This window comes from Streptomyces sp. SAJ15 (genome assembly GCF_007595705.1).
Classification (GTDB): domain Bacteria; phylum Actinomycetota; class Actinomycetes; order Streptomycetales; family Streptomycetaceae; genus Streptomyces.
Genome location: NZ_NISY01000001.1, coordinates 641972 through 655467 on the forward strand (window position 1 = coordinate 641972; position 13496 = coordinate 655467).

General features: G+C 72.7%; 10 protein-coding genes. 5 read left to right on the forward strand and 5 right to left on the reverse strand.

Annotated features, from left to right (window positions below; genetic code table 11):
• Nucleotides 1–14 precede the first annotated feature (14 nt).
• Genes CD790_RS02830 through CD790_RS02840 form a run of 3 tightly spaced genes read right to left on the reverse strand, consistent with a single transcriptional unit; the run spans nt 15 to nt 3938 of the window.
• The gene (locus CD790_RS02830; protein ID WP_144381342.1) at nt 15–992 is read right to left on the reverse strand and encodes an ABC transporter permease; all 978 of its coding nucleotides are present in this window, start codon (nt 990–992) and stop codon (nt 15–17) included.
• 9 nt (nt 993–1001) lie between these two features.
• On the reverse strand, nt 1002–2828 hold the full coding sequence (locus CD790_RS02835; protein ID WP_144381343.1) for an ABC transporter substrate-binding protein: 1827 nt from the start codon (nt 2826–2828) through the stop codon (nt 1002–1004).
• Nucleotides 2829–2873: 45 nt separating this feature from the next.
• On the reverse strand, nt 2874–3938 hold the full coding sequence (locus tag CD790_RS02840) for an ABC transporter permease (protein ID WP_260867289.1): 1065 nt from the start codon (nt 3936–3938) through the stop codon (nt 2874–2876).
• A 330-nt stretch (nt 3939–4268) separates the two neighbouring features.
• Between CD790_RS02840 and CD790_RS02845 the strand changes: the two genes are divergently transcribed.
• A complete protein-coding gene (locus CD790_RS02845; protein WP_144381344.1) occupies nt 4269–5609 on the forward strand; it encodes a hypothetical protein in 1341 nt (446 codons plus the stop codon).
• A 60-nt stretch (nt 5610–5669) separates the two neighbouring features.
• On the opposite strand, the gene CD790_RS02850 is transcribed toward CD790_RS02845, so the two are convergent.
• A complete protein-coding gene (locus tag CD790_RS02850) occupies nt 5670–7868 on the reverse strand; it encodes a S9 family peptidase (RefSeq protein WP_144381345.1) in 2199 nt (732 codons plus the stop codon).
• Nucleotides 7869–8079: 211 nt separating this feature from the next.
• On the opposite strand from CD790_RS02850, the gene CD790_RS02855 reads away from it, so the two are divergent.
• From CD790_RS02855 to CD790_RS02875, 4 genes are all read left to right on the forward strand, one after another.
• On the forward strand, nt 8080–8274 hold the full coding sequence (locus CD790_RS02855; protein WP_144381346.1) for a hypothetical protein: 195 nt from the start codon (nt 8080–8082) through the stop codon (nt 8272–8274).
• A gap of 131 nt (nt 8275–8405) precedes the next feature.
• Nucleotides 8406–9290, forward strand: coding sequence for an N-acetyl-1-D-myo-inositol-2-amino-2-deoxy-alpha-D-glucopyranoside deacetylase (gene mshB / locus CD790_RS02860; protein WP_144381347.1), 885 nt, complete (start codon nt 8406–8408; stop codon nt 9288–9290).
• Nucleotides 9287–9673 (forward strand): DUF6113 family protein, encoded by a 387-nt coding sequence (locus CD790_RS02865; RefSeq protein ID WP_144381348.1) that lies wholly within the window; start codon nt 9287–9289, stop codon nt 9671–9673. The genes mshB and CD790_RS02865 overlap by 4 nt, the downstream gene beginning before the upstream one ends.
• A 201-nt stretch (nt 9674–9874) precedes the next feature.
• Complete coding sequence (locus CD790_RS02875) at nt 9875–12532, forward strand: hypothetical protein (RefSeq protein ID WP_186318842.1); 2658 nt, start codon at nt 9875–9877, stop codon at nt 12530–12532.
• Nucleotides 12533–12660: 128 nt separating this feature from the next.
• On the opposite strand, the gene CD790_RS02880 is transcribed toward CD790_RS02875, so the two are convergent.
• A complete protein-coding gene (locus CD790_RS02880; RefSeq protein WP_399216856.1) occupies nt 12661–13491 on the reverse strand; it encodes a tetratricopeptide repeat protein in 831 nt (276 codons plus the stop codon).
• Nucleotides 13492–13496: the final 5 nt, after the last annotated feature.

Genomic DNA, 13496 nt, shown 5'->3' on the forward strand with positions numbered 1-13496 from the left:
GTGGGTCGTCACTCCTAGGCCAGGCGCACACGCGGGTCGATGACGGCGTAGAGCGCGTCCACGATGATGTTGGCGATCACGATCGCGGTGCAGCTGAAGAGCATGACGCCCATCAGCATGGGGAGGTCCTTCTCCGTCACCGACTCCACCGCCAGCCGGCCCAGCCCGTGCAGGGTGAAGGTGAACTCGGTGACCATGGCGCCGCCGAAGAGCGAGCCCAGGTCGATGCCGACGAGCGTGACGATGGGGGCCATCGCGCCCCGCCAGGCGTAGCGGAAGAAGACCGTCCGCGCGGGCAGCCCCTTGGCCCGCGCGGTGCGCACATGGTCCTCGTCCAGTTGCTCGATCATCTGCGAGCGGGTCATCCGGCTGTAGTTGGCGATGAAGATGATGGAGAGCACCAGCCAGGGCAGCAGCATCCCGCCGAACCAGCCCGCCGGATCGTCGGTGATCGGCACGTACGCCGGGCGGTCGATCAGGTCCCAGGAGTCCACCAGCAGCCACAGCGCGATGGTGCCGACGAAGTAGACCTGGAGCGAGTTGCCGATCAACGACAGCGAGCTGAGGAGCTTGTCGACGACGGTGCCGCGCCGGGCGGCGGCGAGCATGCCGATGGACACGCCGACGAGCAGGAAGACCACGGCGCCGCCGAAGGCCAGGGACAGCGTGGTGGGATAGCGGTCCAGGATGGTCTCCCACACCGGCTGGTTGTTGCGGAACGAGTAGCCCAGGCAGGGCGCGTCGCAGTGGCCGATGTCGAAGTCCCGCCCGGCGACGATGCCCACCAGGTAGTGCCAGTACTGCACCGGGACCGGCTCGTCGAGCCCCAGGTTCTCATCGATGATCGCCAGTGCCTCCGGCCCGCAGTTCTTGCCGCAGGCCAGTTGGGCCGGCTCGGTGGGCAGCGCGAAGAACAGGAAGAAGGTGATCGCGCTGATGGCCAGGACGATGACGAGCGCGCCGAGCGTCCGGCGCCACAGGAACCTCAGCATCGGCAGGGGTCACTTGACGTAGACGTCGGTCGGCGCGGCCGTGCCGTACACCGGGTGGTACTTCACCCCGCCGATCCCCGAACCCCAGATGGACCACTGGCGGTTGTAGAAGATCGGGACCGCCGGGACGTCCTCGGTGAGGATCCTCTCCGCCAGCTTCACCCACTCGTCGGCGGCCGCCTCGACATCGGTGATCTTGTTGATGCGGTCGATCTCGGCGTTCACCAGGCCGTTGCGCAGGTGCCAGTAGTTCTGCGAGCCGTCGACCACGCTACGGCCGTCGAACAGCGGCGGGACGACCGTGGAGCCCACCGGCCAGTCGGCCCCCCAGGAGGCGCGGTAGATGTCGAAGCCGTTGTCCACCTTGGAGATCTCGGTGGTGTAGTTGTTGGAGTCGATCTCCTTCTTCTCCACCCGGAATCCGGCCTTCTCCAACGCCTGGGTGACCACCACGGAGATCTTCTGGTACTCGGTGGTGTTGGGGTAGGCGTAGACGATCTCCTGCCCCTCCTTGCCCGCCTCGCGTAGCAGCCTCTTGGCGGTGGCGGTGTCCCCGGCGGGGAACTTCTTCTTGCCGTAGGGGTCGATGTCCTTCCAGCCGGCCAGCGACGGGGAGAGCAGGTTGCCGGCGACCTGACCGGCCCGGGCGCCGCCGAGCTGGCCCAGGATCTGATGGTTGGGCAGCGCGTAGGCCAGCGCCTGACGGACCTTCTTGTCCTTGATCCGATCCATGTTGATCGCCATGTAGTCGACGTACGGCTGCACCTCGTTGAAGGTGCGGTCCTTGGTCGCGTCGTCCTTCAGTACCGAGGGGCCGGCCTCGATGGTGACCGCGTTGGTGAAGGACATCGCCTGCCGGTCGCTGCCGCGCTCGGCCAGCAGCCGGCGCGCCGAGTCCGGCTCCTGCACCCCGAAGCTGACCGCGAACCGCTCCGGGTACTGGTGGCGCACCGGGTCCGTCCTCGGGTCCCAGTGCTCGTTGCGCACCAGCGTCAGCGACTTGCCCGCCTTCAGCGTGCCGATCTTGTACGGGCCGGAGGCCACCGGGTGGGTGTCGTAGCGCTCCTTGGTGTCCTTGCCCGGCTCGGCGGGGACCGCGCCGATGTTGGGCATGGCCACGGCGTACGGGGTGTCCGCGTGCGGCTCGCGGAAGTGGAAGACGACCGTCTTGTCGTCCGGGGTGTCCAGCACGTCGTCGGGCAGGTGGTCGCCCTTGTACGGGCCGTCGGGCAGGGCCTTGCGGAAGGACTGGCCCTCCCCGGAGAGCCACTGCGGGATGTACTGCGGCCCGTCCGTGGCGAACTTCGCGTACAGCCGTTCCACGCTCTGCCGCACGTCCGCGGAGGTGATCGGCGAGCCGTCCTCGAACTTCAGGCCGTCCTTGAGGGTGTAGGTCCAGGTGCGGCCGCCGTCGGAGGAGGTGCCGGTGTCGGTGGCGAGGTCGCCGACGACCTTGACCCGACCGTTCGCGTCGATCTTGTACGTGGTCAGCGAGCGGTTGTAGAGCATCTGCACGCTGAGCTGGTCGGCGTAGTAGATCTGCGCCGGGTCCAGATGGGTGAAGGCGTCGCGCTGAAGGACGTTGACCGTGCCGCCCTCCTTGGCGCCGGGGACCGGCGCGGCGGGCCCGGTGGAGTCGGCCTTGGTGCCGAGCGAGTAGTTCTCGGCCCGGTTCTTGTCCGTCTTGCGGCTCGGGTCGTCGTCGGGGTCGCCGCCTCCGCCGCCGCTGCTGCACGCGGAGAGCGTCAGGACCGCGGCGGTCAGGGCGGCGGCGGCCGGCCGCGCTCCGCGCCGCGCGCGCCGTGGGCCCCGGGGGGTCGAGGGATCTGAGGTCATGATCGTTCCACCTGCCCTGGCTGGTAGCGGCGGGCCCCTGGCCCGCTAGCGCTTCGTCTTCGGATCGAACGCGTCCCGTACCGAGTCCCCGAGCAGGTTGAAGGCGACCACGAAGATCACCATGGCGATGCCGGGGAAGAACATGTAGGTGATGTCGTTCTGGTAGTGGCGCGAGCCGGTGGCGAACATCCGGCCCCAGTCGGGGGTCGGCTCCACGATGCCCACCCCGAGGAAGGACAGTGCCGCCTCGACGGTCACGAAGTTCGGCAGCATCAGCGTGGACTGCACCAGGATCGGCGTCCACAGGTTGGGCAGCAGCTCCTTGCGGATGATCCGCCACGGAGAGGCCCCGGTGACCTTCGCCGCCTCGATGAACTCCCGCTCGCGCAGGCTCAGCACCTGGCCGCGCAGCAGCCGGGCCAGCCCCATCCAGCCCAGCACCCACATCACCAGGACGAGTGTGATCACCCGCAGTGAGGTCGGGGTCTCCTTCTCCGGGCTCACGAACAGCGCGTACACCACCGGCGTGAAGGCCACGAAGGAGAGCTGCGCGGGGAAGGCCAGCAGCAGGTCGATGAAGCGCCCCAGCACGCTGTCGACCCGGCCCCCGAGATAGCCCGCGGTCACCCCGATCACGATGCCGGTGAGCACGCACAGCACCGTCACCACGGTCGCGATCAGCAACGAGGTGCGGATGCCGTACAGCAGTTGGGTGAACACGTCGCGGCCGAGCTGCGGTTCGATCCCGAACCAGAACTCGCCGTCGATGCCGCCGTTCGGCTTGACCGGGTAGTAGAACTCGTTGAGCAGCCCGGGCCGGTCCAGGCCGTAGGTCGTGTACGGATCCTTGCCGTACAGCCGGGCGATGAGCGGGGCCAGCAGCGCCGCGAGGAAGAAGAACAGCACGACGTAGGCGGAGACGACGCCGGTGCGGTCGCGTCGGAAGCGGCGCCACATCAACTGGCCGGGCGATCGCCCCACCGGCCCCGCCGCGGTCCGCTCCGCCCCGGCCGCGTGGGGATCCGACCCGGCCGCGCGCCGCGCCGGGACGGCCGCGGGCGGCGGCCCGTCGGCCGGCGGATCGGCCGTGGGTTGTGCTGGACCTGTCATCGCGCGCCCCCGTTGCTCGGTCTGCCCGCGTTGCGTACCCGGCCCCTCACTCCGGGTTGAGCGGACTGTCGCAACGGAGGCGAGGCACCGTCAAGGGGCGGGCGGTGGCGGATGTCCTCCAGGGGCTCGACTTCCCCGACGCGAAGAGGTGAAATCCCATCAAAGGTGTTAACCGGAAGGCAACTTGTCCGTCTCGATGCCGATATACGGACGCCGCACGCTGGAGGGCGTACGGCCGTGCGGGTGCCGTGTACCGGCCGGGGCGAGCCATGTCGTCCCGGCCGGTCGAAGGTGATTGGCACCCCGGACCGGCGGGGGATACCTACCGTCATGGGGCAGACACGCATACTCACGCGCGGCGCGCGCGTCTTCGGCGCGGTCGTCTGCGCCGTACTGGGGCTGGTATCGCTCGCCTGGATCATCAGGGACCTGGACGAGGTGGAGAAGTCCAGCCAGGTGTGGTGGACCTGGTCCGGGCTGGGCGGCCGGTTCGTCGGCTACGGCTACGGAGTCCTCGGCTCCTCACTCGCCGACCTGGTGATCGTGGTCCTGTGCCTGGTCGTGGGCGCCACCGCGCTGCGTTCGTCCGCGGCCGCGGGCGCCCTCGGCACGCTCGCCGTCGTGGTCATCGCGCTGCGCCTCCCCAGCCTGTGGAACCTCAACTCCGACTGGATGGACGCCGCCCCCGAGGAGCTCAAGTCCCGGGCGCAGCTGACCGCCTGGGCGGGCGTGCTGCTCGGCGCCGCCCTGCTGCTCACCGTCGCCGCCGCACGCCGCCCGGCGGGACCGGGGAGCGGACCGGGCGGCTACGGCGCGCCCTACGGCCCGCCGGCTGACGCGCCCTCCTACGGCGCCGCTGCCCACGGTCCCGGGTACGGCGGCGGCTACGGCCCGCCCGGCGCGGACCCGCGGGACGAGCCGCCGGCGCCGCCCACCACCGGAGGCGCGGTCACCGGCCTGATCTTCCTGGTGGCCGCCGGGGTGGTGCTGGGCGCCTGGCAGCTCTACTGGGCGCAGGAGCTGGAGTGGGACACCTACAAGCGACTGCTCAGCGGCGAGGCCCTGCTGCCCACGCTGCTCGCCCCGCCCCTCGCCTGGTGGGAGTGGGTCCTCGTGGTGCTGGCGCTCTTCGCCGCGGTCGCCGCCGGCGCCCGCTCCGGGTACGCCCGGCCGCTGGGGATGATCGCGGGCGCGCTGCTGCTCGCGGACGGCATCAGCGATGTCTCCGCCTTCACCAAGGCGGACTACCTGGAACACTTCGGCGAGCTGGGCACCCGCGAGGTGCTCGCCGTGCTCACCTCCTTCTTCGAGCTGCTGGCCGGGCTGGTCGCGCTGGTCGCGCTGGCCCAGCGGGCGGCCCCGGGCGGGCCTTGGTCGACCGGGTGGGCCCACACCGCGCCGTACGGGGGCGCCGCGCCCTACGGCGGCTACGACGGGTACGGCCGGCCCGACCCCGCGCCCGGCTACGGCTACCCCGGCTCCGCCCCGGGCTACGGGGAGGGCTACGGCGGCGGGTACGCGGGTGGCGGCGGGTACGCGGACGGGGGCTACGCGGGCGGCGGCGGGTACCCGGACGGCGGGTATCCGGACGGCGGCGGGTACGGCCCGCCGCCCGCCGCCCCGCCGACCACCCCGCCTCCGCCCCCGCCGTCCCGACCGCCGGCCTGGTAGCGCGCCGCCCCGGCCGGCGGCCGCCGCGCGGGCACGGCGGTCACCGGCCGGGGACGGCCGTCAGGCCATGCCCAGCGACCGCTTGAGGAAGTCCACCTGGAGCAGCAGCAGGTTCTCCGCCACCTGCTCCTGGGGGGTCATATGGGTGACGCCGGAGAGCGGGAGCACCTCGTGCGGGCGGCCCGCGGCGAGCAGCGCCGAGGACAGCCGCAGCGAGTGGGCGACCACCACGTTGTCGTCGGCCAGCCCGTGGATGATCATCATGGGCCGGGCCGGCTCCGCGGCTTCCGCCAACCCCTCGTCGGTGACCAGCGAGTTCGCGGCGTAGACCGCCGGCTGCCGCTCGGGGTCGCCCAGATAGCGCTCGGTGTAGTGGGTGTCGTACAGCCGCCAGTCGGTGACCGGGGCGCCGACGACGGCGGCGTGGAAGACGTCCGGGCGGCGCAGCGCCGCGAGAGCCGCCAGGTAACCGCCGTACGACCAGCCGCGGATGGCGACCCGGTCCAGGTCCAGCGGGTGGTCGGCGGCGAGCGCCCGCAACGCGTCGACCTGGTCCTCCAGGGTCACTCGCGCGAGGTCGTCGCGGATGGCCTTCTCCCAGGCGGGGGAGCGGCCGGGGGTGCCCCGGCCGTCGGCCACGATCACCGCGAAGCCGTGGTTGGCGAACCACTGCGAGGTCAGGTGCGCGTTGTGCGCGGCCACGACGCGCTGGCCGTGCGGGCCCCCGTAGGGATCCATCAGCACCGGAAGCGGACCGTCCTCCTCGCGGTACCCCTCGGGGAGCAGCACCGCGCAGGGGATGCGACGCTCGCCGGCCGGCAGCAGCCGGGGACGGGCGGTGATCACCGGACGCTCGGCGTGTGAGGAGATCTCCGCCACCACGGACTCCCGCGGCCGCTTGGCGCCGTCGTACCCCGGGCGGATCAGTTCGACGGTGCCGCCCGGCCGATCGAGCGTGGCACGGGTCAGGGCGATCACCTCGCCGCCGCGCACCGCGGAGTGCACGGCCCGCGGTCGCTCGCCGACCGCCTCCCAGCCGCCCTGGTCTCCGCTGCCCCGGAACCACGCCCGGTAGACGACCACCTCGCCCGTCCGCTCGCCGGCCGTGTCGCCGCCCCGTGCGGCGGCCTCCTCGGTGTCCGGGGAGGCGGAGAAGAGCACGTCGTCCTCGCCGATGTCGAGGACCGCGCGCACATGCAGGGCCCCGGAGGTCAGCCGCCGGTCGCCGACCATCAGCACCCGCGCGCCGCCCTCGTCCGCGATCCGCACCAGCCGCCCGTCCGGGGTCCACGCCGGCACCCCGGGGAACAGGTCCAGGAAGACCGGGTCCTCGTCGGCGTGCACGGTGCTGGTGCCGCCGGTCGCGGTGTCCACCGCCAGACAGCGCTGGCCGCGCTGGTCGCGGGACTGCACCAGGAGCAGCGGCGGCCCGGACGCGGACCAGTGGACCCGCGCCAGATAGGGGAAGCGCTCCCGGTCCCACTCCACCTCCGTGCGCGACCCGTCCAGCCCCAACAGCACCAGCGTCACCTCGGCGTTGGGGGTGCCGGCGGCCGGATAGGCGACCTCGACGGGCCGCTGCCCGGGGTGCGCCGGATCGGAGATCCAGGAACGCCGCACCAAGGCGTCGTCGACCCGCGCCACCAGCAGGGCGTCGCTCTCCGGCGACCACCAGAAGCCCCGCGCGCGATCCATCTCCTCGGCCGCGATGAACTCCGCCAGACCGTAGGAGACCGTGCCCTCGTCCGACTCCGGCGCCGCCAGCGCGCGGTCGCCGGAGCCGTCGGCCTCCACCACGCGCAGCGCACGCTGAGCGACGTACGCGATCCGGCGCCCGTCGGGGGACGGGCGCGGATCCACCACCGGGCCCGCGACGGGGAGTTCGCGTGTGTCACCGGCGCGCAGCTCGGTGGCGAACAACCGCCCCGACAGCGCGAAAGCCGCCAACTGCACCGACTGGTCCACCGCGTAGCCGACCACGCCGGCGGAGCCCTCACGGCTGCGCTCCCGGCGCGCCCGCTCCTCCGCCGACAACTCCTCGTCCACCCCGCCGAGGAGCGCCGCGGGGTCGGCGGCCGGGTACTCCCGGGCCGTTTCCAGGTCGTGCACCCACAGCAGGTTCGCTCGATCGGTGCCGGAACGGGAGCGCAGGAAGACGACACGCGAGTCGTCGGGAGCCACGGTGAACGCGCGGGGCGCGCCGAGGGAGAAGCGCTGAGTGCGGGCGTACTGGCGCGGGAACGAGAGTTGTCCGGTCATGAACCGAGCCTACGGCGCCGGCGAGAGGCTGCCTCCGCTACCGCTCGAAGGCCCAACTGGCAAGTGCGAACAGGCATGCGCCCCTGTCATGCTCCCGTGCACCGAGTCATGCGCACGCACCCGAAGTTATGATCCTTTGCGCATAGTGGGTATGACTCACGTGGCATCGACATGTGGACCGTCAAACGCGCGTACCTGGAGGTGAGCCGCTGTGGCACTCTCGATTTCGGCGGTGGTGCTACTGCTGATCATCGTCTACTTGCTGGTCAAGAAGTCAGGGCTGAAGGCGGGCCATGCGGTCGTCTGCGTGCTGCTGGGGTTCTACCTCGCCAGTTCGTCCGTGGCCCCGACCATTGACGACTTCACCACGAACGTCGCAGACATGATCGGCGACGTCAAGATCTGATCCCTCCGTCCGCCGCGCGCCCGGACTCCGCCGATCGTCCCCGCGGTCAACCGCGACCCTCCGCGGTCCATCTGTCGTGCTGATCTTCACCTGTCGACCGAATCCGGCGCGCGGCTCGTAGGCTGTCCTTCATGACCGTCCTTCCCGCCCGTCGTCTGCTGCTGGTGCACGCGCACCCGGACGACGAGTCGATCAACAATGGCGTGACCATGGCCAGGTACGCGGCCGAGGGCGCCCATGTCACGCTGGTGACCTGCACCCTCGGCGAGCAGGGCGAGGTGATCCCGGCGGAGCTGGCCCATCTGGTGGCCGACCGGGAGGACGGCCTGGGCGCCCATCGCCTCGGCGAACTCGCGGCGGCGATGAAGGAGCTGGGCGTCGCCGACCACCGGATCCTGGGACGGCCGGGCCGGTTCCGCGACTCCGGGATGATGGGGCTGCCGGACAACGACCGCGCGGACTCCTTCTGGCGGGCGGACCTGGACGAGGCCGCGGCCGCGCTGGTCCCCGTCGTCCGCGAGGTGCGTCCGCAGGTGCTGGTGTCCTACGACGACCACGGCGGATACGGACACCCCGACCACATCAAGGCGCACCGGGTCGCCATGCGTGCCGCCGAACTCGCGGCGGACCCGGCATACCGCCCGGAGCTGGGCGAACCGCATGACATCGCCAAGATCTACTGGAACTGCGTGCCGCGCGGCGTCGCCGAAGACGGCTTCGCCCGGCTGCGCGCGCTCGGCGACCGGGGCCCCTTCCCCGGCGTCGGAGCGGTGGGCGACGTGCCCGGCGTGGTCGAGGACGAGGAGGTCACGGCGGTGATCGACGGAACCGCGTACGCCGGTCAGAAGGCGGCCGCGATGCGTGCGCACGCCACCCAGATCGAGGTCCACGAACCCTTCTTCGCGCTCTCCAACGGGCTGGGGCAGCCGCTGCTGACGACCGAGTACTACCGGCTGGTGCGGGGCACCGCCGCCGCCGACCGTGAGGACGACCTGTTCGCGGGGGTGGCCGAGTGACCGGCGAGCGCGACGGGGTCGCGCTGCGCGTGTCGGCGTATCTGGGGCTGGCGGTGCTGGGGGCGTTGGTCGGGATCGCCGGTGCCCTGGTGCAAGCCGCCTGGTTCCCCGGCGGTTTGCTGCTGGCGCTGCTGGGGATCGCGGCGCTGTGCTACGGCGGGGTGCAGCTCACCCGCACCCGGCTGGGCGGGGTCGCCCCGGCCGTGACCTGGGTGATCGTGGTGCTGATGCTCACCGCCAGCCGTCCGGAGGGCGACTTCGTCTTCGGTGTGGGGATCGGCTCGTATGTCTTCCTGCTGGGCGGAATGCTCGCCGGTGTGATGTGCGCCACGATGCCGAAGGTGCCGCAACCGGGCAGGTCGGCAGTCCGACTTGGTAAGTGACGCGACCTTTTCGACGTAACGTCCCTAAGGGGTTGGGCGCCGTGTCGCGGTCACGCTGGTTTCGGCGATAAGACGGTCGCCACGTGCGCGTCCGCGGTGCCCAGTATGGTGGTGCGCGCCGCCGAGCTTTCCCCTGGCCTTCGGCAGGAGGAACCCCAACGAGGTCCTGACGGGCGGCGGAGTTAACTGGGAGAACCTGCATTGAGCCGTGAATCTGACAGTTCGTCTTCCGGGCCTCGGGGTCGCGGCGGCGCCGCCTACCCGTCGGGGACCCCGCCGTACGGATCCCGCCCGTACCCGTCGCAGGACGGCCCGCTCGGCGGTGCCGACGAGGAGGCGCGGGGCGCGGCCAGGCCCGAGGAACCGAAGACCGAGACGACCCTGACCACCCGCATCCGGATCAACATTCCGGGCTCCCGGCCCATTCCGCCGGTCGTCATGCGCAAGCCCGTCGGCGACGACGGCGCCGCCGGAGGCGACGAGGGCGGCGAGCGGGGCGGCAACGAGCGGACCGGCGCCACGGCGCGCCCGGACGCCACCGTGGCGATGGCCGTCGTCGGCGGGGACCAGGTCTCCGCGGGCGTGCCGGCGCAGGACGCGCCGAAGCCGAAGCCGGAGGCGAAGGAGAAGAAGGAAGCCGAGACCAGCGACTGGTTCGCGCCGCGCAAGTCGCGCGGCGGGTCCGGCTCCGCCGGGGCCTCCTCGGTCACCGGCAGCACCCCGCTGCCCCCGCAGCCCGCGCCGGCCGTGGACCCGGCGGGCCCGGAGACCACCCAGGCGTTCCCCACGCCCCCGCAGCCGGGCGCCGGCCTGTCCGAGCCCCCGTACTTCGCGGACGGCTACGCGGAGGGCCGGGCGGACGGCTTCTCCGGCGCACCTCAGGACGGTTTCGCCGGCGCGCCTCAGGACGGCTTCTCCGGCGCTCCCCAGAACGGTTACGGCGGCGGAGGCCAGAACGGCTTCGCCGGCGGCTCCACCACCGACTTCCCCGGCACCGCGCAGGGCTTTCCCGGCAGCGGCCAGGACTTCGCGGGGGCGCCCCAGGACTACCCGGGTGCGCCCCAGGACTTCGCCGGTGTGCCCCAGGACTTCCCAGGCGCCGGCCAGGACTACGCGGGCGCCCCGGCGGGCGGCTTCCCCGGCGGCCCGGCCGAGGGCTACCCGGCAGGCGCCGGCGACGGCTTCTCCGGCGGCGCCCCGGGTGGCTACCCCGGCGGCGGGTTCCCGGGTGACGGCTTCGCGGGCGCCGACCCGACGCAGGGCGCGCCGACCGCGATCACCCCGGAGCTGCGCCTCGGCGGCCCGGCCGGGACCACCGGACAGCACCCGCTGCCTCCCTTCCCGCCCGGTCCGGCCGGCCCGACCACCGGTCCGGCCGGCGGTGACATGCCGGTTCCGCCGGCGACCGGCCCCGGCATGGACGGGGGCTTCCCGGGACAGCCGCCCACCCCGCCGAGCGGGGCACCGCTCTCCGGCGGCCTCGGGGCCACCACGGGTGCCGCGCCGTTCGCGGGGAACGACCTGTTCCGCGACGCCGATCCCACGCCCGGCGGGGGGGTGCCCGGTGCGCACGTCTCCGGCGAGACGCTGGTCAGCGGCATCCCCTCGGCACCGCCGGCGCAGAAGAAAAAGAAGGCGCCGGCCAAGCCCGCCCAGAACGGGGCGGCGAAGCCCGGGGCCGGGTCGAAGCCGTCCGGCAAGTCGTCGTCGAAGTCCTCTTCGTCGGCGGTCCCCGACTTCTCCGGCGGCCAGGCCGGGCCGCTGACCTTCGCGCCCAGCACGGCGTCGAGCGGCCGGGCCGCCGCTCCGGCGGCCGCCTCGGCGGCAACCCCGGGCCCGGCCCCCGCCCCGGCGGCCGCGCCGCCGGCGCCGCCCGCGGCGTCGGGCAAGAAGTCCACCAAGCCGGCGAAGAAGAAGGGCCGCTCCAAGCTGGTCATGGTCGGCGCCGGGCTGGTCGGCGTGGTCGGCGTCGCGTACGCCGCGGGCCTGGTGCTGAACCACGCGGACGTGCCCAACGGCACCACCGTGCTGGGCATCGACATCGGAGGCTCCTCGAAGGAGGACGCGGTCCAGAAACTGGACGACACCCTGGGCAAGCGGGCCTCGGCGCCGCTCAAGGTCACCGTCGACGGCGAGCAGCACCAGCTCAAGCCGTCCGTCGCGGGCCTGTCGCTGGACACCGAGGGCACCGTCCGGGACGTCTCCGGCCGCGACTACAACCCGGTCAACGTCATCGGCTCCCTCGTCGGCTCCACCCGCACCGCGGGCGACCCGGTCGTGGTCGACGAGGAGAAGCTGTCCGACGCCCTGGAGCGGCTGGCGGGCGAGTCGGGCACCTCGAGCGAGGGCACGATCGAGTTCGTCCCGGGCAAGGCCCAGGCGGTCTACGGCAAGCCGGGCAAGGGCCTGAACGTCGACGCGGCCGTCAAGGCGGTGTCCGACGCCTTCCGTCACCGCGCGGAGACCGGTGAGGACAAGGCGGTCGTGCTGCCGGTCGTCACCCGTGAGCCGAAGATCGCCAACTCCGAGATCGACGCGAAGATGAAGTCCTTCGCGGAGCCGGCGATGTCCGGAATCGTCACGGTCAAGGCCGGTACCGGATCCATCCAGTTCGGGCCGGAGCGCTCGCTGCCGAAGATCCTCTCCATGCGGGTGGTCGACGGCAGGCTCCAGGAGCACTACGACCTGGAGGCGGTCAAGGCGCTGTACGGCAACGCCTTCGACGGCGTGCTCATCGAGCGTGGGACGGGCGGCAAGACCCCCGTCACGCCGGAGGACGTGGTCGGCGCGATGCGGCAGGCGCTGCTGGAGAAGGACCCGGCCAAGCGGGTCGCCGTCATTCCGCTCAGCCCCAACTAGGCGACGCCCGCGGACCCCGCCGGGGTGCGCGCGGACGCGGCCGAGCCCCCCGTACCGATCGCGGTGCGGGGGGCTCGGCCGTATCGATCGCGGGGCGAACCCCGAGGCGGCGGCCTGGCGGCCGGCTCTCAGTTGAGCATCGCGCGGGCGGCGCGGGCCTGGCGGCGGAGGGACTCCGCGGTGTTGGGCTCCATGGGCGCCAGTACCTCCGCGTAGTCCTCCAGCTCCTGGGCGCCATGGGTGAAGTCGCCGCGCTGGACCAGGAGCTGGGCGCGTTCGTAGCGCAGCCGGGCCGGATGGCTGGGCAGCAGCAGGGAGAGCTCCACGGCCCAGAGCTGGACGTCGGTGCGCTCGGGGCGGGCGGCCGCCCAGGCACGGATGTTGTTCAACACCCGCAGCACGATCTCCAGCGGGGTGGCCGGGGCCATCATCGAGGGGTCGAGCGGGGCGCCGGTGGCGCCGGCCACCAGGAAGGCGGCGTCCTCACCGCTCAGCGGGCGGCCACCGTCGAAGGGGTCGGCCAGCACATGCCGCCCGTGGGGATCGCCGAAGCCGACGACGAAGTGGCCGGGGAGCGCCACCCCGTACACCGGCGCGCCGGCCCGCCGGGCCACCTCCAGCCACACCACCGACAGCAGGATCGGCAGCCCGCGGCGGCGCCGCAGCACCTGGTGGAGCAGCGAGGACTCCAGCCGTCGGTAGTCCGCGGGCGCGCCCCGGAAGTCGCAGCGCTCGCCCAGCAGCCGCGCCACCGCCGTCGCCCACGCCTCCGGGTCGCCGGGAGCGTAGGGCAGCAGCCCGGCCAGCCGGTCCAGCTCGATCTGCGCCGCGTCGATGCCCGTCTCGTCCAGCTCCGGATCGGCCTCCGCGCCCACCAGGAGGCACAGCAGCGCCAGGTCGGGGCGCTCCTCGCGCGCTGCTTCGGCGAAGCGGCGCCGCCGGCCCGTTATCTCGTCCATGCCTG

Bases quoted from the DNA above. Each gene is read 5' to 3' on its own strand.
- CD790_RS02830 (WP_144381342.1), bottom strand. From the start codon at position 992: ATGCTGAGGTTCCTGTGGCGCCGGACGCTCGGCGCGCTCGTCATCGTC.
- CD790_RS02835 (WP_144381343.1), bottom strand. From the start codon at position 2,828: ATGACCTCAGATCCCTCGACCCCCCGGGGCCCACGGCGCGCGCGGCGC.
- CD790_RS02840 (WP_260867289.1), bottom strand. From the start codon at position 3,938: ATGACAGGTCCAGCACAACCCACGGCCGATCCGCCGGCCGACGGGCCG.
- CD790_RS02845 (WP_144381344.1), top strand. From the start codon at position 4,269: ATGGGGCAGACACGCATACTCACGCGCGGCGCGCGCGTCTTCGGCGCG.
- CD790_RS02850 (WP_144381345.1), bottom strand. From the start codon at position 7,868: ATGACCGGACAACTCTCGTTCCCGCGCCAGTACGCCCGCACTCAGCGC.
- mshB (WP_144381347.1), top strand. From the start codon at position 8,406: ATGACCGTCCTTCCCGCCCGTCGTCTGCTGCTGGTGCACGCGCACCCG.
- CD790_RS02880 (WP_399216856.1), bottom strand. From the start codon at position 13,491: ATGGACGAGATAACGGGCCGGCGGCGCCGCTTCGCCGAAGCAGCGCGC.